Here is a 21,607-nt window from a genome sequence, read left to right as displayed (position 1 = left end):
TCGCCTTCGCGGGCAAGCCTCGCTCCTACAGTGATTATTTGGTGAGTAAGGACGGGGTCGGGTGCAAATCACAGTTGCGTCCGGCCTTGGCCAGCTGACCAGGCACTTCGTGGCCCAGCAGCGCCGGCAATCCTCGGGACAACTTCAACAACAGCGGCAGATCAATGCCGGTGTGAATGCCGATTTCATCGCACAGGTTGACCAGGTCTTCAGTGCAGATATTGCCCGAGGCGCCCGGGGCGAACGGGCAGCCGCCGAGGCCACCGAGGGCTGCGTCGAAGCGTCGGGCGCCGGCCTCGTAAGCGGCCAGCACGTTGCACAAACCGAGGCCTCGGGTGTTGTGGAAATGCAGGGTCAGATCAGCAGGCGAAACCCGCTGCAACACCCGTCGTACCAAGCGATCAACCTGGCGCGGATTGGCCATGCCGGTGGTGTCGGCCAGGGTAATGCCCTGGATTCCAAGCTCCTGGTAGGCCTCGACGATTTGCAGCACGCGATCCTCATCGATCTTGCCTTCAAACGGACAACCGAAAGTGGTGGCGATGCTGCCGTTGAGTCGCACCGACGTGCCACCAACGTATTGCACGATCTCGCCGAACGCCGCCAACGAGTCTTCGCAACGCATGCGCATGTTGGCCAGGTTGTGGGTCTGGCTGGCGGACATCACCAGGTTCAGCTCGTCGGCCCTGGTTGCCAGCGCCCGTTGTGCGCCTTTGAGGTTGGGGATCAACGCGACGTAGATCACCCCCGGTTGCCGGGTGATGCCCTTGAACACCAATTCGCCATCGCGCAGTGCCGGAATGGCCTTGGGCGACACGAACGAGCCGGCCTCGATGCGGCTGAAACCGGCCAGCGAAAGCTGATCGATCAGCGCAATTTTGTCGACGGTTTCGACCCAGGTCGGCTCGATCTGCAAGCCGTCGCGGGGGGAGACTTCCTGAACGATCAGGGTCTCGGAAAAATCAGTGATCATTGCACCACCCCTTCGGCTTTCAGCCGTTCGATGTCCAGCGCCGTAAGGCCCAGCCCCGCGAGAATGCCGTCGGTGTGCTGGCCCAGACTCGGCCCGGACCAGTTCACGCCGCCGGGGGTCTCGGACATTTTCGGCACGATGCCCGGCATCTTCACCGTGGCGCCGCCAGGCAGGTCGGCGCTGAGCAGCATGTCCCGCGCCTGATAGTGCGGATCGGCGACGATGTCGGCCACGGAATAGATGCGCCCGGCCGGCACTTCAGCGGCTTCCAGCGCCGACAGGACTTCGTCGATCGGCAGGCTGCTGGTCCAATGAGTGATCGCCGCATCGAGCACATTACTTTTCAATGCACGACCGTCGTTATGAGCAAACTCCGGCGCGTCGGCCAGGTCGCGACGACCGACCACTTCCATCAGACGCTTGTAGATCGGGTCGCTGTTGCCGGCGATCACCACATAGGCACCGTCGGCCGTCAGGTAAGTGTTGGATGGTGCAATGCCCGGTAAAGCGCCGCCGCTGCGCTCACGTACATGGCCGAGCATGTCGTATTCCGGCACCAGGCTTTCCATGACGTTGAACACGCTTTCAGCCAGGGACACATCGACCACTTGTCCACCGCCCTGCCCGGTCTTGACCCGCAGCAGCGACATCAAGGCACCGATCACCGCGTGCAGCGACGCCAGGGAATCGCCGAGGCTGACACCGACCCGCGCCGGGGGTGAATCGGGATTGCCGGTGGTGTAGCGGATTCCGCCCATGGCCTCGCCGATCGCGCCGAAACCCGGACGGTCGCGGTACGGGCCGGTCTGGCCATAACCGGAAATGCGCACCAGCGTCAGGTTGGGGTTGAGGGCGTGCAACACGTCCCAGCCCAGACCGAGTTTTTCCAGGGCGCCTGGCCGCAGGTTTTCGATCAGTACGTCGGCGCTGGTCGCCAGTTGCTTGACCAGTTCGATGCCTTCGGCGGATTTCAGATTGAGCGCCAGGGACTTCTTGTTGCGCGATTGCAGGTACCACCAGAGCGAGGTGCCTTCGTGCAGCTTGCGCCATTTGCGCAGCGGGTCGCCCTGGCCCATGGCTTCGATCTTGATCACTTCGGCGCCGAACTCGGCGAGCATGCGCGCGGCGAACGGCGCGGCGATCAGCGTGCCGATCTCGATCACTTTGATTGCACTCAAGGGGGCAGTCATCGCGGGGTACCTCTATGTTGTTCTTGGAATATGAGCCAAGGCTAGAGGACCCGGGGGCGATGAATCCAACCTTCAGTTGGCAACGTTCGTTCGCGAAACGCGAACGCTCCCGGAAATGACCGCGGCCTCAGGTCAGTCTTCGCGAGCAAGCCCGCTCCCACCGTTGATCTGCGACGTGACACAAATCCCTGTGGGAGCGGGCTTGCTCGCGAAGGGGCCGGCCCAGCCGATCGAGAACCGTCAGACAACCCCACGCAACTGCTCAAACAACATCCGGCTCACCGGCGACAACGCTGCTTCATCACGCACCACCAAAATGAGCGCCCGATCCGACCAGTCATCCGTCAACGGCACCGCATGTAACCCCAACGCCCGTCCAAACAGTTCATAGGCCTTTTGCGGCAGGATACCGATGCCCATGTTGGCCTGGACCATCCGGCACATCGCATCAAAACCCGGCACATGAATCCGCAACCGCAGCACTTTGCCGGCCTTGCGCGCCGCCGCGTGGGTGCGCATGTTGATCGAACTGGCAGAGTGCAGTCCGACGTAATCGCTCTCTAGCGTATCGGCAAAGGCCAGGCTGGAACGACTCGCCAACGGATGATCGGGCAGCATCAACACCACCAGTTTATCCTGGCGATACAGCACGCTGTGCAGGCCTTTGACGTCGCTGTCACTGGAACAGATCCCGAGGTCCGCTACGCCATCGAGCACGCCCTGAATCACCCCACTGCTGGGCCGTTCTTCGAGGTCGGTCTTGACCTGGGGATGGCGCTCGGAAAAACCCCGCAGGTCTTCGGGCAAGAACTGAATGATCGCCGACAAGTTGGCGAGCATCCGCACATAACCGCGCACGCCGTGGCTGTGCTCGCCCAGTTCCATGCCCATTTTCTCGACGTTGAACAACATCTGCCGGGCATGGTGCAGCAGGGTTTCACCGGCTGGCGTGAGGGTCATGCCTTTGGCCTGGCGCACGAACAGACTGATGCCCAGCGCCTCTTCCAACTCCATCAGCCGCTTGCTGGCCGCCGACACCGCGATGGCTTCGCGCGTTGCGGCACGGGTCAGGGTGCCTTCTTCATGGACGGCGACAAACAGCTGGAGGGTGATCAGGTCGAGGCGGCGGATCAGGCTTTTTTGCAGCATGGAGGGCTCGATGACTTCAGTTCGGCTGAGCCGGCAGGATAGCCCGGTTTTGGCCCACAACATCACAGGCCATCGCCCTACACATAAATCTCTTGTAACACTCAACCGAACAGGAAACGGCCGATTCAATGCCCCCGCCGCACTCTGTAAAGTCTGGAAACACACACGGACGGCTACATCACTCAAGGAAAGACACGTTCATATGGACCAGACCACTCATGCGACAAACACCTTCACCAACTACCGAAAAGTCATCTCGTTGGCCGATCACGATTGGGAAACGGCTGAAAACGGAAAAGTCGCAGGCCTGAATGTCGAGGTCAAAAGCGCAAACCGGTTGGTGGACCAGTACGGACGGGCGTTTCATCACTTCTGCACCACCTCTTATCTTGGACTGGACCACCATCCCGCCCTGCTTGACGGCGCCATGAACACCTTGTGGGAAATCGGCACGCTGCGCATCGCCAATTCGAAGAACCGTTGCAAACTGGCGGTCCTGGAGCAGTACGAAACCGAGCTGTCCGAGTTGTTCGGCGCCCCATGCCTGAGCACCCTGTCGTGTAGCGCGGCGAGCGCCGGGATCCTTCCGTTGCTGGCCAGCGGCGAGTTCACGCAAAACCGTCCTCCCGTCATGGCGTTCGACAGACTGGCGCATTACTCGATGAACCACCTGAAAGCCGCGTGCGCGGACGAAACCCGAGTGGTGACCTGCCCGCACAACGACATGGATTACCTCGAAGACCTGTGTAAAAAACACCCCAAAGTCGCCTACGTGGCCGACGGGGCTTACAGCATGGGCGGGGTCACTGACATGGACAGCCTTTTGTACCTGAAAGACCGTTATGGGCTGTTTCTCTATCTGGACGATTCCCACGCCCTCTCCGCCGTAGGCAGGTTCGGCGTCGGACTCGTGCGTCCAAGACTGCCTGTCCTGGATGATCACTGCCTGATCGTTGCGTCGCTGGCCAAGTCGTTCGGTGCCAGCGGCGGATTGGTGATGCTGGGCAGTGAACGGCAAAGGAAACTCATTGCGCGTTACGGAGGCCCCAGTAATTGGTCGCAAAGCCTCAACAGCGCCGCGATCGGTGCAGGCAGAGCCTCCATCGAGCTTCACCGCACACCGGAATTTGCCGCGCTGCAGGAAAAACTCCAGAGTAATATCCGACTCTTTGACAGCCTGATACGCACCGAACAACACGCCAGCAACATGGCGATTCGACTGATCCGCTGCGGTGAAGCAGCGCTGGCCAACAGCATCGCCATCGAACTGGCCAATCTTGGTTTCTTTACCTCTGCCGTCTTTTTCCCTGTGGTCGCACAAGGCAAGGCCGCTATCAGAATCACGCTGCGCGCTGACATGGAACCGACGCTGATCCGACACTTTTGCAACCTCGTCACCGAGCTTTTACGTACCCACGCCAGGGACATTGGCTAGAACCCCAAGGAAGATTCAATGAAGAGCAGCACCACCCTCCTCGTCACCTGCAGCACGGTGTTTCTCGCCCAACTGGGCATGAGCATTTACCTGCCGGCGCTGCCGGACATTGCCCGGGATCTGTCCGCCGAGGCTTCGCAGGTGTCCTGGGGCTTGGCGGTGTACCTGATCGGCATGGCGCTGCCGATGCTGTTCTGGGGCAGCCTGGGTCAGCGCCTTGGCCGCAAACCGGTGTTGCTCACGGCACTCGGGATCTACGGGTTGGCAAACCTGGCCCTGCCCTTGAGTCAGACACTTGAATCGTTCCTGTTATGGCGACTGGTGCAGGGGATTGGCGCCAGCGGAATTTCGGTCATGGCGCGGGTGCTGATCCGCGACAGTTTCCGTGGCGACTTGCTGGCCAAGGCGCTGTCCTGGATATCGATTTCTTTTGTGGTGGCGCTGGGCATCGGCCAGTACCTGGGATCGATCATTCAGGTGGCGCTAGGCTGGTCGGCGATTTTCTATCTGCTGGGTGGCGTGAGCCTGTTGATGGCGCTGGTCGTGTCGCGGGTCACGTTTGCGCTGCTGGCTGAAGACAATGTTCTGTCGTCCACCTGGCCGAGTTACGGGCGCATTTTGCGTGATCGAGCCTTTCTGCTGCCGGCACTCGCCGGTGGCCTCGGTTATGGCGTGATCATCGCGTTCAACACGGCGGCACCGCTGATTCTGCAAGGCCCGTTCAACTGGTCGGCCGTGGAATACGGGCTGTTGGGCTGGCCGATCAGTGCGGCGTATTTTCTGGGTGCGTTGGGGGTGAATGCCTTCGTGCTTCGCACCGGTCGACGCTGGCTGATGACGGCAGGTGTGGGGTTGGTGTTGGGCGGCTGCGCGGTGATGTTGCTGGGCAGTCTTGCAGGCACATCCGTTGCGCTGCTGTTCTGGTTGCCTTACTGCTTTGCGGTGTTCGGGCAGTCTTTGAACTACCCGATCAGCCTGGCCCTGGCCAATGACGGCTCGCCGGTCGGCGGGGCTTATGCGATGGCGTTGAGCGGTTTCATTCACCAGCTGATGGCCGCCATGATTGGCGCGATTGCCAGCCTGATCGCAAGCCAGCAGGCGTGGCCACTGTCCCTGTTTTGCACCCTGCTGGCTTTGGGCGCGATGCTCTGCGTGATGCTCGCGCGCGGTCGTCAAACCGGTTAGAACGCGTTGCGGAAAATCTCCTCGATCTGGCGCTGATCCGCCACCCGCGGATTGGTCAGGCCGCAAGCGTCTTTCAGCGCGTTGGTGGCGAGTATCGGGATGTCGTTGAGCTTGGCGCCGAGTTCACGCAAACCGGCGGGAATGTCCACGTCTCTGGACAGGCTGCGGATCGCCAGGATGGCCGCTTGAGCACCTTCTTCCGGGCTTAGGCCACGGGTATCGGCACCCATCGCGTGGGCCACATCCGTCAGGCGCGGCGCGCACACCAGCGCATTGAAACTTTGTACGTGTGGCAGCAATACCGCGTTGCACACGCCATGAGGCAAGTCGTAGAACCCGCCCAACTGGTGAGCCATTGCGTGGACATAACCCAGGGAGGCGTTGTTGAACGCCATGCCGGCGAGGAACTGCGCGTAGGCCATGTTTTCCCGTGCGGCCATGTCGCTGCCGTCGCGCACGGCCAGGCGCAGGTTGCTGCTGATCAACGTGATCGCCTTCAGTGCGCAGGCATCGGTGATCGGGTCGGCCGCAGTGGACACGTAGGCTTCGATAGCGTGAGTCAGCGCGTCCATGCCGGTGGCAGCGGTCAGGCCCTTGGGCATGGCGACCATCAGCACGGGGTCGTTGACCGACAGCAACGGTGTGACGTTGCGGTCGACGATGGCCATTTTCACGTGGCGCGATTCGTCGGTGATGATGCAAAAACGGGTCATCTCGCTGGCGGTGCCGGCGGTGGTGTTGATCGCGATCAGCGGCAACTGTGGTTTGGTGGACCGGTCGACGCCTTCATAGTCACGGATCTGCCCGCCGTTGGTCGCACACAATGCGATGCCCTTGGCGCAGTCATGGGGCGAACCGCCGCCGAGCGACACCACGAAATCACAACGACTTTCCTTGAGCAGGCCCAGGCCGCGCTCGACGTTGGCCATGCTCGGGTTCGGTTTGGCGCCGTCGAAGATCACCGAGTCGATGTCTTGCATCGCCAGCTTCTCGGCAATCATCTTCGCCACGCCGGCCTTGGCCAGCCCAGTGTCGGTGACGATCAGCGCCTTGCGAAAGCCGTACTTGCCAATGGCGGACATGGCTTCGTCCAGGCATCCGTTGCCCATGATGTTAACGGCGGGAATGAAAAACGTGCTGCTCATGAGCGATTCTCCTGGCTGGGCCGAATCGGTGGTGCCGATCCGGCGGATGCGCACAGGATCGACCTATCGGCTACGCAGTAACTTGATCTGGCTCAAGTCTGCGTCGTGATAAAGTCGCCGCCCATCAGACCACTTGCTTTGAGACTTTGAACCGCAATGACCGATTTCCAGGATGTTGATGCCCAACTTGAAGACTGGAACGCCTTGCGCGCCACCGCCTCGTTCAGCGGCCTATTGGTGGGTAACGGCGCCAGCCGCGCGGTGTGGGACGACTTCGGCTATGACTCGCTGTTCGAAAACGCCCGCACCGTCGAAGAAAAACCCCTGAGCCAGTCCGAGCTGAGCGTGTTCGACGCCATGCAGACGCGCAGCTTCGAGCAGGTGCTGAGCGCGCTGAAAACCACCAGCCGGGTCAACAAGGCCCTGGCCGTCAGCTCCGCCGCGCCGCGCAATCGCTACTACGCGATCAAGGAAGCGCTGATCAACACGGTCCACGCGGTGCACATCCCCTGGAGGCTGGTGGTGCCTTCGACCCTGGCGACCATCAGTCAGGAACTGGGCCGTTACCGGACGGTGTTCACCACCAATTACGACTTGATCAACTACTGGGCGATCCAGCACCAGCCAGACGCAATCACCGACCTGTTCCAGGGTGCCGAACCGGGTTTTGATTTGAGCGCCACGACGACCGATAAAACCCGTTTACTGTACCTGCACGGCGGCCTGCACCTGGTGCGCAATCAGGATGGCACGGCGCGCAAACTGATGTCGACCGAGGGCACGTTGCTGGGCAGTTTTGCGATCAACAACACCATCAAGACGCTGGATGATGTGCCGCTGTTCGTCAACGAAGGGCCAACGCAGGACAAACTCAAGACCATTCGCAGCTCGGATTACCTGTCGTTTTGCTACGACCAGTTATTGAGCCATGGCGACGGGTTGTGCCTGTTCGGGCATGCCTTGGGTGAGCAGGACAGCCACATCATCCACGCGTTGCGCCAGGCGCAACCGAAGGTGGTGGCGATCTCGATTTACCCGCGCAGCAAGGCGTTTATCCAGCATCAGAAGCGGCATTACGCGAAGGTGTTTGAAGGGACAGGGTCAGAGTTGCGGTTTTTTGATTCGAAGACGCATGCGCTTGGCAGTCCGAAGCTGACCGTACCGGTTGAGGTTTAGCGGCGACGCAGCTGACGTCATCGCGGGCAAGCCCGCTCCCACAAGGATTAGCGGTGTTCACATATTTTGTGGACACCCCAGTCCCTGTGGGAGCGGGCTTGCCCGCGATGATGTCAGCCCAGTCAACTTATTCTTCGGCGCTATGCACCACCACCAACAACTGCGCCTGCACCTCCCCCACTGACCGGATCCGGTGCGGTTTCTGCGCATTGAAGTGCAGTGCGTCCCCGCGATTGAGCAGCACGCGCTCGTTCATGAAGTCCACTTCCACCTGCCCTTCGTGGACGAACAGAAACTCTTCCCCCAAGTGTTCCTTGAAGGTTTTATCCGCGAATTCGCTCGGCGGGTAAATCATGAACGGCAGCAGGCTGCGCTCGCTGACCTGATGGGCCAGCACCGCGTAGCCGGGGCTTTCATCGTTGGCTGCCAGGGATTGGCGTTCGTCGCTGCGCACCAGGCTGTAGCTGTCGAGGCTGATGTTGTCTTCGGAGAACAACTCCTCGACCTTCACGTTCAGCGCCTTGGCCAGTTTCAGGGCAGCCGCGATCGACGGCGTATTCAGCCCGCGCTCGACTTTCGACAGGTAGCTCTTGGTCATGCCGGACTTTTCGGCCAAGGCCTCCAGCGTCACACCAAGTTTTTTTCTCAGTAATTTCAAACGGATAGACATGAAGAACAATTAATCCATCAAGGAGCCGACGATATGTCCTTGCCAATGACACAAAGTGTCATATAGCCTTTGTTGTGTCATTTGCATGAAACCACTCAAGGACACCGATATGGCCAAGACCTTAGCACTACCCAAAGAGCAACTGGTCAAGCAAGCGTTGACCCAGATGCAAAACACCCTGGCGGATAATACGTGGACCGACCGGCAAAAGCTGGCCCTGACCTGCCGGATACTGTTCGAAAATGGTCACGACTCCGGCCTGGCCGGGCAAATCACCGCCCGTGGCCCTCAACCGGGCACTTACTACACTCAACAACTGGGCCTGGGTTTCGACGAGATCACCGCGAGCAATCTGCTGCTGGTCAACGAAGACCTGGAAGTGCTTGAAGGCCACGGCATGCCCAACCCGGCCAACCGTTTCCACAGTTGGGTGTACCGCGCCCGGCCGGACGTGAACTGCATCATCCACACGCACCCGACCCACGTCGCGGCGCTGTCGATGCTCGAAGTGCCGCTGCAGATTTCCCACATGGACCTCTGCCCGCTCTACGACGATTGCGCGTTCCTCGAAGGATGGCCGGGTGTGCCGGTGGGCAACGAAGAAGGTGATTTGATCGCCGGCGCACTGGGCGACAAACGGACCATCCTGCTGTCGCACCACGGCCAATTGTCCACCGGCACCACCATCGAAGAAGCCTGTGTCATCGCTCAATTGATCGAGCGTGCGGCGAAGTTGCAACTACTGGCGATGAGCGCCGGGACGATCAAGCCGATCCTGCCGGAACTGGGCCGCGAAGCCCATGACTGGATCTCGAAACCCAAGCGCCACGGCGCCGCGTTCAACTACTACGCCCGGCAGAACCTGCGTCAACACGCCGATTGCCTGAACTGAACCCGATCATTTTCTGAAGGAGACACAGCATGTCGACCCCTACCATTCACGGCATCATTGGCTACACCATCACCCCGTTCACCGCTAATGGCGAAGGCGTGGATCTCGACGCGCTCGGGCGTTCCATCGACCGCTTGATCGACGGCGGCGTCCACGCCATCGCGCCGCTGGGCAGCACCGGCGAAGGCGCTTACCTGAGCGACGCGGAGTGGGATCAGGTCAGTGAGTTCAGCATCAAGCATGTGGCCAAGCGCGTACCGACCATCGTCAGCGTGTCCGACCTGACCACCGCCAAAGCCGTGCGCCGTGCGCGTTTCGCCGAAGCCCACGGGGCTGATGTGGTGATGGTGCTGCCGACGTCCTACTGGAAACTCAGCGAAGCGGAAATCCTCGCCCACTACCGCGCCATCGGCGAGAGCATTGGCGTACCGATCATGCTCTACAACAACCCGGCCACCAGCGGCACCGACATGTCGGTGGACCTGATCCTGCGGATCGTCAACACCGTGGAGAACGTGACCATGGTCAAGGAGAGCACCGGCGACATCCAGCGCATGCACAAGCTGCAACTGCTGGGCGACGGTCAGGTGCCGTTCTACAACGGCTGCAATCCGTTGGCGCTGGAAGCGTTTGCGGCGGGTGCGAAAGGCTGGTGCACAGCTGCGCCGAACCTGATTCCGCAGCTCAATCTCGATTTGTACGAAGCGGTTTTGGCCAACGACCTGGGCAAGGCGCGTGAGTTGTTCTATCGCCAGTTGCCGGTGCTGGACTTCATTCTCAAGGGCGGGTTGCCGGCGACGATCAAGGCCGGGCTGCGGGCGACCGGGCTGGAAGTGGGTGATCCGCGGTTGCCGGTATCTCCGCTTGGTGAGGCTGGAGTTGACCAGCTACAAACCTTGTTGAAAGCCTTGCGCTGATCTCGAAGTTCACAAAAAACCAATGTGGGAGCTAGCCTGCTAGCGATAGCGGCCAGACATTCAACATCTTCGTCGAATGTTAAGCAGCCATCGCTAGCAGGCTAGCTCCCACAGTGGATTTGTTTTGGGTTTGAAAGGTGTGGTCACAGTACCGGCAAGGTCTTGTCCTTGATCACGGTGGTTGGCCCGTTGGCCTTGACGCTGGCGATGCCTTTATCCATCGCGCCAGCGGAAGAATAGGTCTCGCTGCTACCGATAATCTCGTGGTTACCGGCCTTGAGGTTGAAGTAAGGATGGCCATCCTTGGTGGTTTTCTTTTCGTAGCGCTCATCCAGCGGGCTGTTCTTCTGCACCGAAGCAATGCCGTTGTCGGCAGCGCTGCGAGTGGTGTACAGCTCGCTGGTCAGAATGGTTTCGGCGTTGGCGGCCTTCAGTACAAACTTGAACTGACCGTTGCTGCTTTTGCTTACTTCGTACCATCCAGACATGCTCTTTCTCCTTGGCGATTGAGAGGTTTCGCGCTTCAGAGTAAAGACCAGCCTGTGATATCTGTCGCCTGTCAGGGCCCCATCGCGGTCAAGCCCGCTCCCACAGGTTCAGTGTGATCCTTGTGGGAGCGGGCTTGCTCGCGAAGGGGTCGACACGGTCTACGCTATTTCACCACCGCCCGCACCACCGACAACTCCGGCGCCTGCACCCGTCGCTGACTCAAATACCGCGTACAACTGACCCGCAAAAACGAGGCGAAATTCACCACTTCGCCACGGTAGTCCATCACCTCTTCATACAGCTTGGCGATCAACTGGTTAGTGGTCATGCCATCGACTTCGGCGATTTCGCTGAGGATGTCCCAGAACTGATTCTCCAGCCGCAAGGTGGTGACCACCCCGCAGATGCGCAGCGAGCGGGAGCGCGACTCGTAGAGAATCGGATCGGCTTTGACGTAGAGCTCGCACATGGAAAAGTCCCTCGTTACAGCGTGATTTTGGTGCCCAGCAACCCGAGGAAACCGGCGAGCCAGCTCGGATGCGCCGGCCAGGCCGGGGCAGTGGCCAGATTGCCTTGTACGTGACCTTCCGTCACCGGGATATCGATGAACGTACCGCCGGCCAGACGCACTTCCGGCGCGCAGGCAGGATAAGCGCTGCACTCGCGACCTTCGAGAATCCCCGCGGCCGCCAGCAATTGCGCGCCGTGGCACACGGCAGCGATCGGCTTGCCAGCCTTGTCGAACGCCCGCACCAGTTCCAGGACTTTTTCGTTCAGGCGCAGGTATTCCGGCGCCCGACCGCCGGGGATCAGCAGCGCGTCGTAGTCGGATTCAGCGACCTTGGCGAAGTCGAAGTTCAGGGCAAACAGGTGGCCGGGTTTTTCGCTGTAGGTCTGATCGCCTTCGAAGTCGTGAATGGCTGTGCGTACTGTCTGACCGGCGGATTTATCCGGGCAAACGGCGTGTACCTTGTGGCCGACCATCAGCAGCGCCTGAAACGGCACCATCACTTCGTAGTCTTCGACGTAATCGCCGACCAGCATCAGAATTTTCTTGGCAGCCATGGGAGGACTCCTCTGGGAAATACGTAGGAGTATTCAAGGTAGTCCTTATCTGCGAGGTCGGGTAATAACCACCTACTACTGACAATGTAGGTTTGAGTTTGGCCTTTGTGGCGAGGGAGCTTGCTCCCGCTGGGCTGCGAAGCGGCCCCCTGCATTCTTCCCGGAGAATCAGGTCTCCAGGTTTTACGACTGCTGCGCAGCCGAACGGGAGCAAGCTCCCTCGCCACAAGAATCGCGCTCAACTGTACGGATATTTCTGTTCCCAGCTGTAAGCGCCAAAACCATTGAGTTATGGCTAGATGAATACACCTCCAATCACCCTGGATTCTGGTCCCCCATCATGTCCTCGCGCGAAAACACCGGCATGGCCCTCGGCCTGCTCGGCGTTGTGATCTTCAGCCTCACCCTGCCCTTCACGCGGATCGTCGTGCAGGAAATTCATCCGCTGCTCAACGGCCTGGGCCGGGCGCTGTTTGCAGCGGTGCCGGCGGCGATGTTGTTGCTGTGGCGCCGGGAAAAATGGCCGACCTGGAAACAGATCAAAGGCCTGACACTGGTGATCGCGGGCGTGATCCTCGGCTTCCCGGTGTTGTCAGCCTGGGCAATGCAAACCCTGCCGGCCTCCCACGGGGCGCTGGTCAACGGGTTGCAACCGCTGTGCGTCGCGCTGTACGCCGCGTGGCTGTCCCATGAGCGTCCGTCAAAAGCCTTCTGGGCCTGCGCCGCGTTGGGCAGTGCGTTGGTGCTCGGTTATGCGCTGATCAGCGGGGCCGGCAGCATTCAGGCCGGTGATTTGCTGATGCTCGGCGCGATTGCCGTGGGCGGTCTGGGTTATGCCGAGGGCGGCCGGTTGGCCAAGGAGATGGGCGGCTGGCAGGTGATCTGCTGGGCGCTGGTGTTGTCGACGCCGCTGCTGATCGGGCCGGTGGTGTATTTGGCGCTGCAACATCAGGGCGAAATTTCGGCCAAGACCTGGTGGGCGTTTGGTTACGTTTCGCTGTTTTCACAGTTCATCGGGTTCTTTGCCTGGTACGCCGGGTTGGCCATGGGCGGCATTGCCCGAGTCAGTCAAATCCAACTGTTGCAGATCTTCTTCACCATCGCGTTTTCGGCGTTGTTCTTCGGTGAACACATCGAGCCCATCACCTGGCTGTTTGCGGCCGGGGTGATCGTGACGGTGATGCTCGGACGCAAGACCGCCATCAAACCCCATGTGGGAGCGGGCTTGCTCGCGAAGGGGCCGTAATATTCAACATTTATGCTGAATGTAGAGCCGCCATCGCTAGCAGGCTAGCTCCCACAGGATCGCTGGGGATCAGAGGTAGCCGTCGGCCCTGAGCAGGGTTTCGAGGCAATGTTCGGTGATGTGATAGAAATCCTTCAGCTCCTGGATCTTCACCAACAACTGGGCCGGGTCCACCGGCTCGACGCGTTTTACCGCCAGAATCATCTTGTTCTTGTTGGTGTGGTCCAGTGAGATGAACTCGAACACTTTGGTTTCATAACCACAGGCTTCCAGGAACAGCGCACGCAAGCTGTCGGTGACCATTTCCGCTTGCTGGCCCAGATGCAGACCGTATTGCAGCATCGGCTTGAGCAGCGCCGGGCTCTGGATTTGCAGGCGAATCTGTTTGTGGCAGCACGGCGAGCACATGATGATCGAGGCGCCGGAACGGATACCAGTGTGGATCGCATAGTCGGTGGCGACGTCGCAGGCGTGCAGCGCGATCATCACGTCCAGCTCGCTCGGCGCGACGCTGCGTACGTCACCGCACTTGAACACCAACCCCGGATGCTCAAGCTTGGCGGCGGCGGCATTGCACAGGCTGACCATTTCTTCGCGCAGCTCGACGCCGGTCACCACGCCTTCGGCCTTCAAGGTGTTGCGCAGGTAGTCGTGGATCGCGAAGGTCAGGTAACCCTTGCCCGAGCCGAAATCCGCCACCTGCACCGGTTTGTCCAGCGCCAACGGCGAGGTCGTCAGCGCATGGCTGAACACTTCGATGAACTTGTTGATCTGCTTCCACTTGCGCGACATCGCCGGGATCAGCTCGTGCTTGCTGTTCGTCACACCGAGGTCGGCGAGGAACGGCCGGCTCAGGTCGAGGAAGCGGTTTTTCTCACGGTTATGTTCGGCAGACGGCACTTCACGCAATTGCTGAGGTTTGCTCTTGAACAGCGAAGACTTGCCCTTTTTGCTGTATTCGAGCTGGGCTTCGTCAGTCAACGACAGTAAATGCGCATTTTTGAACGAGGCCGGCAACAGCGCGGCGATGGTCGTCACGCCTTCGGCAAGCGGCAGGTTCTTGGTGATGTCGCGGGTTTTATAGCGGTAGACGAAGGACAGGCAGGGCTGATCCTTGACCGTCAGTTGTTTGATGATCAGCCGCTGCAAATCCGCTTCGGTGCCGACGTACTTGGCCAGGACCAGCTTGATGAAGCCGTTGGCGTCAAGGCTGGTTTGCAGCAGGTCGATGAACTGGGCGTGGTAATCCGGCGCGAGGCTGGCGGGAGTGGCGGTGACAGACATGGAAAAAACGGCCTCGGGCGGAGCGAATCGGGGAATGGCGGGTATTTTAGGGGGGATGGTCGTTCGGGACACGCAGTTATTTACCGAACGGTGCAAATCGTGAGGCAAGTCGAGTTCCCTGTGGCGAGGGGACTTGTCCCCGTTGGGTCGCGAAGCGGCCCCCTTCGATCACCAGTCAGACCGCGTTCTCAGTTTTTACGACTGCTTCGCAGCCGAACGGGGACAAGTCCCCTCGCCACAAAAGCTCCCTTGCCACAGAAGCGCATCCGTCTCCAGACTGAAAAGGACGTCAGCCCAACACCACCAACCGATTCGGCAATTCATTCCTCACATGCGTCACCGGCACATGCACCTTGAGCAACTCGCCGCACGCCTCCACACAGGTCACAAACCCCTGCAACGTCTGGCCCTGTTTCACCTGTTGCGTAAACGCCGCAACAATCGCGTCCCAGTTCTTGTTGTCCAGCCGTTTGGAAATCCCTTCATCCACCAGAATCTCCACATAGCGCTCAGCCTCGCAGACGAAAATCAGCATGCCGGTGCTCCCCACCGTGTGGTGCAGGTTTTGCTCCAGGAACTGTCGGCGCGCCAGGTTTGACGCACGCCAGTGACGCACCGAGCGCGGGATCAGGTGGGTGGTCACTTTCGGAATCCGGAACACCAGGCACAGCACGATGAAACTGATCCATTGCACCAGCAGCAGACTGTGCATGGTCAGCCAGCCCGTCAGGTAATGCACGACACCCGGCACCACCAGCGCCAGCAGGCTGGCCCAGAGCAGCGGGATGTACGCATAGTCGTCGGCGCGGGCCGCGAGCACGGTCACCAGTTCGGCGTCGGTGTCGCGCTCGACCCGGGCTATCGCCTCGGCGACTTTGCGTTGTTCGTGTTCAGTCAGTAATGCCATGTTTAACAGTGCTCGCTCATTATTATTCTCACCAGCCGCCCGACGAACCGCCGCCCCCGAAACTGCCACCACCGCCGCTGAAGCCCCCGCCTCCACCGCCGCCAAAACCTCCACCGCCAAAACCGCCGCCCGAGCGGCCTCGGCCACCGCCACCACCGCTGGGCAGGATCCCGAGCATCTGGCAGACGAAAATCGTCAGGATGAACAGCATCACCAGGAACACGAACACGCCCGGATGACGCGAAAAGAAATCGTCGCCCTCATCCCCGCGCGGCTCATAGACCGTCGACGGCTCGTCCAGCGAATTGCCGCCCAACACCACCAGCATCGCGGCGACCCCGTCGCTGATGCCTTTGCTGAAGTTGCCGGTTTTAAACGCCGGCGTGATCACCTGGTTGATGATTACCGAACTCTGCGCATCGGTCAGGCGATCTTCCAGGCCGTAACCGACTTCGATGCGCAATTTACGATCATCACGCGCGATGATCAGCAGCGCGCCGGTGTTTTTGTCCTTCTGGCCGATGCCCCAGTGGCGTCCCAGTTGATAACCGAAATCCGCAATGTCGGTGCCCTGCAGGTCCGGCACCGTCACCACCACCAACTGCTCGCCGGTGGCTGTTTCATGGGCCTGGAGTTGTTGCGTCAGCTGCTCGCGCACCGACGGCTCGATCATCTGGGCGTTATCGACCACCCGTCCGGTCAGTGGCGGAAACTTCAACTCGGCCTGGGCTGCCAGGGTAAACACCCACAGCAACAGCAACAGGCCCACTTTCAACACGCGCATTGGCAACCTCATCCGTGGTGATGCGTCGAACCCGTCCCGGTGCTTACTGGAACTTCACTTCAGGTGCTTTTTCGGCGCCGGGGCTGGTGGCCTCGAAGGTTTCGCGGATCGGCAAATCGCTGTACATCACGGTGTGCCACAGGCGACCCGGGAATGTGCGGATTTCGGTGTTGTACTTCTGCACCGCGAGGATGAAATCGCGACGCGCCACGGCGATGCGGTTCTCGGTGCCTTCGAGCTGCGATTGCAACGCGAGGAAATTCTGGTTGGCCTTGAGGTCCGGGTAACGCTCGGACACCACCATCAAACGGCTCAAGGCACCGGTCAGCTGATCCTGCGCCTGCTGGAACTGCTTGAGCTTCTCGGGATTGTCCAGGGTGCTGGCATCGACCTGGATCGAGGTCGCCTTGGCCCGGGCTTCGATCACCGCGGTCAGGGTTTCTTCTTCATGTTTGGCGTAGCCCTTGACGGTCTCCACCAGGTTGGGGATCAGGTCGGCGCGGCGCTGGTACTGGTTCTGCACCTGGCCCCAGGCGGCCTTGGCCTGTTCATCCAGGGCCGGAATGTTGTTGATGCCGCAGCCCGCCAGCAGCGTGGTGAGCAACATCAAGGCTGCAACCTGCAGGCTCGACCGATAGTGGTGTCGTACATTCATCTGGTTGACGCTCCCTTGCACATTCCATTGAAAAACAACCAGCAACCTTCTGAGCGGTGTCTTGGGGCATAATCTGCCGCCGCCACTGGATTGCATCGCGCCGATGGGCTAAAAGATGCCCCAGCGCTAAAACACTGCAGAAGTGTGCTGCATTTACCTGAACAACAATAGTCGCTCCCTAAATTTTGGCTGACCGGCCTGTATTCACTGCCGTTTAGGCTTTTGAGAAACCATTCATGAAGAAGCTGTGTTTGCTGGGCCTGTTCGTCAGCCTGGCCAGTCATACCGTATTGGCCGCCACGACGCCCGCACCTCTGGAGAACAAGGACTCTTTCATCACTAACCTGATGAAGCAAATGACCCTCGATGAAAAGATCGGCCAGCTGCGCCTGATCAGCATCGGCCCGGAAATGCCTCGGGAGATGATCCGCAAGGAAATCGCCGCGGGCAACATCGGCGGCACGTTCAACTCGATCACGCGCCCGGAAAACCGTCCGATGCAGGACGCGGCCATGCGCAGCCGGTTGAAGATCCCGATGTTCTTCGCCTATGACGTGATCCACGGTCACCGCACGATTTTCCCGATTCCAATTGCCCTGGCTTCAAGCTGGGACATGGACGCCATCGGCCTGTCCGGGCGCATCGCCGCCAAGGAAGCCGCGGCAGACAGCCTCGACATTACCTTCGCGCCAATGGTCGATGTTTCCCGTGACCCTCGTTGGGGCCGCACCTCCGAAGGCTTCGGCGAAGACACGTACCTGGTGTCGCGCATTGCCGGCGTCATGGTCCGGGCCTTCCAGGGCACCGGCGCGAACGCGGCCGACAGCATCATGGCGAGCGTCAAGCATTTCGCCTTGTACGGCGCGGTCGAGGGCGGTCGCGACTACAACATCGTCGACATGAGCCCGGTCAAAATGTACCAGGATTACCTGCCACCCTACCGCGCCGCCATCGACGCGGGCGCGGGTGGCGTCATGGTCGCGCTGAACTCGATCAACGGCGTGCCCGCCACCGCCAACACCTGGCTGATGAACGATCTGTTGCGCAAGGAATGGGGCTTCAAGGGCCTGGCGGTCAGCGACCACGGGGCGATTTTCGAGCTGATCAAGCACGGAGTTGCCGCTGACGGTCGCGAAGCCGCGAAGCTGGCGATCAAGGCCGGCATCGACATGAGCATGAACGACACCCTGTATGGCAAAGAGCTGCCGGGGCTGTTGAAGGCCGGCGAGATCGAACAAAAAGACATCGATAACGCCGTGCGTGAAGTGCTCGCCGCGAAGTACGACATGGGCCTGTTCAAAGACCCGTACCTGCGCATCGGCAAGGCTGAAGACGATCCGGCCGACACCTACGCCGAAAGCCGTCTGCACCGCGCCGAGGCCCGTGATGTGGCGCGCCGCAGCCTGGTGTTGCTGAAGAACCAGGGCGAAACCCTGCCGTTGAAGAAAACCGCGAAAATCGCCCTGGTCGGTCCGCTGGCCAAGGCGCCGATCGACATGATGGGCAGTTGGGCCGCCGCTGGCCGTCCGGCGCAATCGGTCACCTTGTTCGACGGCATGAACGCTGCCGTGGCAGACAAATCGACGCTGATCTACGCCCGTGGCGCCAACATCACCAGCGACAAGAAAGTCCTGGATTACCTGAACTTCCTCAACTTCGATGCCCCGGAAGTGGTGGATGATCCGCGTTCGGCCCAAGTGCTGATCGATGAAGCGGTGAAGGCCGCCAAGGATGCTGATGTCGTTGTTGCCGCTGTCGGCGAATCCCGTGGCATGTCCCACGAATCGTCCAGCCGTACCGACCTGAACATCCCGTCCAACCAGCGCGACTTGATCAAGGCCCTGAAAGCCACCGGCAAACCGCTGGTGCTGGTACTGATGAACGGCCGCCCGCTGTCGATTCTCGAAGAGAAGGAACAGGCTGACGCGATTCTGGAAACCTGGTTCAGCGGCACCGAAGGCGGCAACGCCATCGCCGACGTGCTGTTCGGCGACTACAACCCGTCGGGCAAACTGCCAATCACCTTCCCGCGTTCGGTGGGCCAGATTCCGACCTACTACAACCACCTGAGCATTGGCCGGCCGTTCACGCCGGGCAAACCGGGCAACTACACCTCGCAGTATTTCGATGACACCACCGGCCCGCTGTTCCCGTTTGGTTTCGGTCTGAGCTACACCGATTTCAGCCTGAGCGACATGGCCTTGTCGTCGACCACACTGAACAAGACCGGCAGGCTCGACGCCAGCGTGATGGTGAAAAACACCGGCAAGCGTGACGGCGAAACCGTGGTGCAGCTGTACATCCAGGACGTGACCGGCTCGATCATCCGCCCCGTCAAGGAACTGAAGAACTTCCAGAAAATCACGCTGAAGGCTGGCGAACAGAAAGTCGTGCACTTCACCATCACCGAAGACGACCTGAAGTTCTTCAATGCCCAGCTCAAATACGCGGCAGAGCCTGGCAAGTTCAACGTGCAGATTGGCCTGGACTCCCAGGACGTGACGCAGCAGAGCTTTGAATTGCTGTAACCCTTAAAGCCATATGAAGTACCTGTGGGAGCGGGCTTGCCCGCGATGACGGTGTAACAGTCAACATAAATGTTGGATGTTATGGCCTCATCGCGGGCAAGCCCGCTCCCACAGTGGTTTTTGGTGTGACGGCTATCCCCGTCGATCCAGCAGGTTCACCACCAGCCGATCCACCCATCCCCAAACCCGTTGCTTGACCCGCCGCCACAGCGGCCGGCGTTGCCATTCCTCCAGGCTGACCTCCAGACTCTGCGCAAAGTCCTTCTCGAAACTCGCCACCACTGCCGCCGTCAACCCCGGGTCCAGCGCCTCGAGGTTGGCTTCCAGATTGAATCGCAGATTCCAGTGATCGAAATTGCACGAACCGATGCTCACCCAATCATCGATCAAGACCATTTTCAGGTGCAGGAAACACGGCTGGTATTCGAAGACTTTCACCCCGGCCTTGAGCAGTCGCGGGTAGTAGCGGTGCCCGGCGTAGCGCACCGACGGGTGATCGGTGCGCGGCCCGGTCAGCAGCAGACGCACATCGACGCCACGAGCCGCGGCCCTGCGCAATGAGCGGCGGACTTTCCAGGTCGGCAAAAAATACGGTGTGGCCAACCAGATCCGGCGCTGGCCGCTGTTGAGCGCACGAATCAGCGATTGCAGGATGTCGCGGTGCTGGCGGGCGTCGGCATAGGCCACCCGGCCCATGCCCTCGCCCGTGGACGGCACCCGTGGCAGACGCGGCAAACCGAAGTGCGATGCGGGTTTCCAGGCGCGGCGGTGGCGGTTGGCGATCCATTGCCGGTCGAACAGCAACTGCCAGTCGATGACCAAGGGGCCGGTGATTTCCACCATCACTTCATGCCATTCGCTGGTGTCTTCACCCGGCGTCCAGAACTCATCCGTGACGCCCGTGCCGCCGACCACCGCCAGGCTCTGATCGACCAGCAACAGTTTGCGGTGATCGCGGTAGAAGTTGCCGACCCAGCGCCGCCAGCTCAGGCGGTTGTAGAAACGCAGCTCCACACCCGCCGCCGTCAAACGCTGACGCAAAGTCAGGGTGAACGCGAGGCTGCCGTAATCATCGAACAGGCAGCGCACGCGTACACCACGCTCGGCGGCCTGAACCAACGCCTGCACCATCGCTTCGGCGCAGGCCCCCGCCTCCACCAGATACAACTCCAGTTCGACCTGTTCTTCGGCGCGAGCAATCGCAACCAACATGCGCGGGAAAAACTCCGGGCCGTCGATCAGCAGTTCGAAATGGTTGCCTGCACGCCAGGGGAAGATCGCACCGGCCATGTCAGCGCGCCGTGAAAATCAGCACAGCACCCACCGGCACCGACAGACTGATGGCCGACAAACCGGCGACCTTGCGCAAACTTTCCAGGCCCGGAGCCAGATCGAAGTCTTCGGCATTGATGATCAGCGGCTCGAGGGTCACCACCTGGAAGCGTCGATCATCGAGACGGGTCGCCAGCAGTTCGGCATTGTATTCGTGAGTTTTACCGTGGAGGTTGACGGTCAGCGGCAAACGCAGCTCCAACTGGGCACCGGGCGCGAGGTCGTTGATCGGGCGCAGATCGATCTGCGTGGTAATCAGCGCTTCGGGAAAGGTCTGGATCTCGAACAGCTCCTTGCGCATGCGTTCGTCACGCAGCGGGATGCCGCTGTTCACCGACTCCATCTCGACTTCCACCTCGGCCAGGCCTTTGGGACTGACCTTGCCGTGCAACACCAGGAAGCGCTGCACTTCGGAGATGTTGGCGTTTTTGGTGCTGATGAACGACAGCCGCGAGGACTCGCCGTCGAGGTACCAATTGGCTTGGGCCGACAACGAAGCGCCGGCCAGCAGCAGGAAGGCCAGGGTTTTGGAAAGGGACCGCTTGAACATAAAGACTCGTGGGGGAAATAAACCTGAGCGAACCT

Annotated in this window: 21 protein-coding genes; 7 read left to right on the top strand and 14 right to left on the bottom strand. The window is 60.4% G+C overall.

Going from position 1 to position 21,607, the window contains the following annotated elements; translation table 11 throughout:
- Positions 1-34 precede the first annotated feature (34 nt).
- The 3 genes from ACA053_RS06485 to ACA053_RS06475 all read right to left on the bottom strand — a co-directional run bounded on the left by ACA053_RS06485 (position 35) and on the right by ACA053_RS06475 (position 3,312).
- Positions 35-973 carry a hydroxymethylglutaryl-CoA lyase gene (locus ACA053_RS06485; RefSeq protein WP_497316153.1) on the bottom strand — a complete coding sequence of 313 codons (939 nt, stop codon included), beginning with the start codon at positions 971-973 and terminating at the stop codon, positions 35-37.
- Positions 970-2,163, bottom strand: coding sequence for a CaiB/BaiF CoA transferase family protein (locus tag ACA053_RS06480; RefSeq protein WP_109628357.1), 1,194 nt, complete (start codon positions 2,161-2,163; stop codon positions 970-972). The genes ACA053_RS06485 and ACA053_RS06480 overlap by 4 nt, the downstream gene beginning before the upstream one ends.
- Positions 2,164-2,403: 240 nt before the next feature.
- Positions 2,404-3,312: a LysR family transcriptional regulator gene (locus ACA053_RS06475; RefSeq protein ID WP_109628356.1), complete on the bottom strand. Its 909-nt coding sequence runs from the start codon at positions 3,310-3,312 to the stop codon at positions 2,404-2,406.
- A 202-nt stretch (positions 3,313-3,514) separates the two neighbouring features.
- On the opposite strand from ACA053_RS06475, the gene ACA053_RS06470 reads away from it, so the two are divergent.
- On the top strand, positions 3,515-4,747 hold the full coding sequence (locus ACA053_RS06470; protein ID WP_497394771.1) for an 8-amino-7-oxononanoate synthase family protein: 1,233 nt from the start codon (positions 3,515-3,517) through the stop codon (positions 4,745-4,747).
- A gap of 18 nt (positions 4,748-4,765) precedes the next feature.
- Positions 4,766-5,932 carry an MFS transporter gene (locus tag ACA053_RS06465; protein WP_497394770.1) on the top strand — a complete coding sequence of 389 codons (1,167 nt, stop codon included), beginning with the start codon at positions 4,766-4,768 and terminating at the stop codon, positions 5,930-5,932.
- Here ACA053_RS06465 and yiaY read toward each other — a convergent pair.
- Positions 5,929-7,077: an L-threonine dehydrogenase gene (yiaY, locus tag ACA053_RS06460; RefSeq protein WP_497394769.1), complete on the bottom strand. Its 1,149-nt coding sequence runs from the start codon at positions 7,075-7,077 to the stop codon at positions 5,929-5,931. The genes ACA053_RS06465 and yiaY overlap by 4 nt on opposite strands.
- 156 nt (positions 7,078-7,233) lie before the next feature.
- Here yiaY and ACA053_RS06455 point away from each other — a divergent pair, with 156 nt between their 5' ends.
- On the top strand, positions 7,234-8,253 hold the full coding sequence (locus ACA053_RS06455) for a DUF4917 family protein (RefSeq protein ID WP_497394768.1): 1,020 nt from the start codon (positions 7,234-7,236) through the stop codon (positions 8,251-8,253).
- Between the two features lie 127 nt (positions 8,254-8,380).
- On the opposite strand, the gene ACA053_RS06450 is transcribed toward ACA053_RS06455, so the two are convergent.
- On the bottom strand, positions 8,381-8,923 hold the full coding sequence (locus ACA053_RS06450; RefSeq protein WP_109628351.1) for a helix-turn-helix domain-containing protein: 543 nt from the start codon (positions 8,921-8,923) through the stop codon (positions 8,381-8,383).
- A 109-nt stretch (positions 8,924-9,032) separates the two neighbouring features.
- Here ACA053_RS06450 and ACA053_RS06445 point away from each other — a divergent pair, with 109 nt between their 5' ends.
- Both ACA053_RS06445 and ACA053_RS06440 read left to right on the top strand, forming a co-directional pair.
- Entirely contained in the window at positions 9,033-9,815 is a 783-nt protein-coding gene (locus ACA053_RS06445) for an aldolase (protein ID WP_497394767.1), read from the top strand.
- A gap of 29 nt (positions 9,816-9,844) precedes the next feature.
- Positions 9,845-10,732 (top strand): dihydrodipicolinate synthase family protein, encoded by an 888-nt coding sequence (locus ACA053_RS06440; RefSeq protein WP_497394766.1) that lies wholly within the window; start codon positions 9,845-9,847, stop codon positions 10,730-10,732.
- A gap of 143 nt (positions 10,733-10,875) precedes the next feature.
- Here the strand turns inward: ACA053_RS06440 and ACA053_RS06435 are convergent, their stop codons facing one another.
- The 3 genes from ACA053_RS06435 to ACA053_RS06425 form a co-directional block, all read right to left on the bottom strand.
- Positions 10,876-11,220, bottom strand: a complete 345-nt coding sequence (locus ACA053_RS06435; RefSeq protein WP_109628348.1) for a YegP family protein — start codon at positions 11,218-11,220, stop codon at positions 10,876-10,878.
- A gap of 164 nt (positions 11,221-11,384) precedes the next feature.
- On the bottom strand, positions 11,385-11,690 hold the full coding sequence (locus ACA053_RS06430; RefSeq protein ID WP_008025707.1) for a ribbon-helix-helix domain-containing protein: 306 nt from the start codon (positions 11,688-11,690) through the stop codon (positions 11,385-11,387).
- 14 nt (positions 11,691-11,704) lie between these two features.
- Entirely contained in the window at positions 11,705-12,286 is a 582-nt protein-coding gene (locus ACA053_RS06425) for a DJ-1/PfpI family protein (RefSeq protein ID WP_109628347.1), read from the bottom strand.
- 340 nt (positions 12,287-12,626) lie between these two features.
- Here ACA053_RS06425 and ACA053_RS06420 point away from each other — a divergent pair, with 340 nt between their 5' ends.
- The gene (locus ACA053_RS06420; protein ID WP_497394765.1) at positions 12,627-13,532 is read left to right on the top strand and encodes a DMT family transporter; all 906 of its coding nucleotides are present in this window, start codon (positions 12,627-12,629) and stop codon (positions 13,530-13,532) included.
- Positions 13,533-13,601: 69 nt separating this feature from the next.
- Here ACA053_RS06420 and ACA053_RS06415 read toward each other — a convergent pair whose 3' ends face one another.
- From ACA053_RS06415 to ACA053_RS06400, 4 genes are all read right to left on the bottom strand, one after another.
- Positions 13,602-14,816: a class I SAM-dependent methyltransferase gene (locus tag ACA053_RS06415; protein ID WP_497394764.1), complete on the bottom strand. Its 1,215-nt coding sequence runs from the start codon at positions 14,814-14,816 to the stop codon at positions 13,602-13,604.
- Between the two features lie 289 nt (positions 14,817-15,105).
- Positions 15,106-15,723, bottom strand: coding sequence for a TPM domain-containing protein (locus ACA053_RS06410; RefSeq protein WP_109628344.1), 618 nt, complete (start codon positions 15,721-15,723; stop codon positions 15,106-15,108).
- A gap of 28 nt (positions 15,724-15,751) precedes the next feature.
- Positions 15,752-16,507: a TPM domain-containing protein gene (locus ACA053_RS06405; RefSeq protein WP_497394763.1), complete on the bottom strand. Its 756-nt coding sequence runs from the start codon at positions 16,505-16,507 to the stop codon at positions 15,752-15,754.
- A 43-nt stretch (positions 16,508-16,550) separates the two neighbouring features.
- Positions 16,551-17,162, bottom strand: a complete 612-nt coding sequence (locus tag ACA053_RS06400; protein ID WP_497316135.1) for a LemA family protein — start codon at positions 17,160-17,162, stop codon at positions 16,551-16,553.
- A 236-nt stretch (positions 17,163-17,398) separates the two neighbouring features.
- Here ACA053_RS06400 and bglX point away from each other — a divergent pair, with 236 nt between their 5' ends.
- Positions 17,399-19,690 (top strand): beta-glucosidase BglX, encoded by a 2,292-nt coding sequence (bglX, locus tag ACA053_RS06395; protein WP_497394762.1) that lies wholly within the window; start codon positions 17,399-17,401, stop codon positions 19,688-19,690.
- A gap of 132 nt (positions 19,691-19,822) precedes the next feature.
- On the opposite strand, the gene ACA053_RS06390 is transcribed toward bglX, so the two are convergent.
- Both ACA053_RS06390 and ACA053_RS06385 read right to left on the bottom strand, forming a co-directional pair.
- Positions 19,823-20,980, bottom strand: a complete 1,158-nt coding sequence (locus ACA053_RS06390) for a phospholipase D-like domain-containing protein (RefSeq protein WP_497316131.1) — start codon at positions 20,978-20,980, stop codon at positions 19,823-19,825.
- Between the two features lies 1 nt (position 20,981).
- Complete coding sequence (locus tag ACA053_RS06385) at positions 20,982-21,572, bottom strand: YceI family protein (RefSeq protein WP_497316129.1); 591 nt, start codon at positions 21,570-21,572, stop codon at positions 20,982-20,984.
- Positions 21,573-21,607: the final 35 nt, after the last annotated feature.

It is taken from the genome of Pseudomonas sp. LBUM1672, from assembly GCF_059695655.1.
This window is presented reverse-complemented; position numbering and strand designations above follow the sequence as displayed.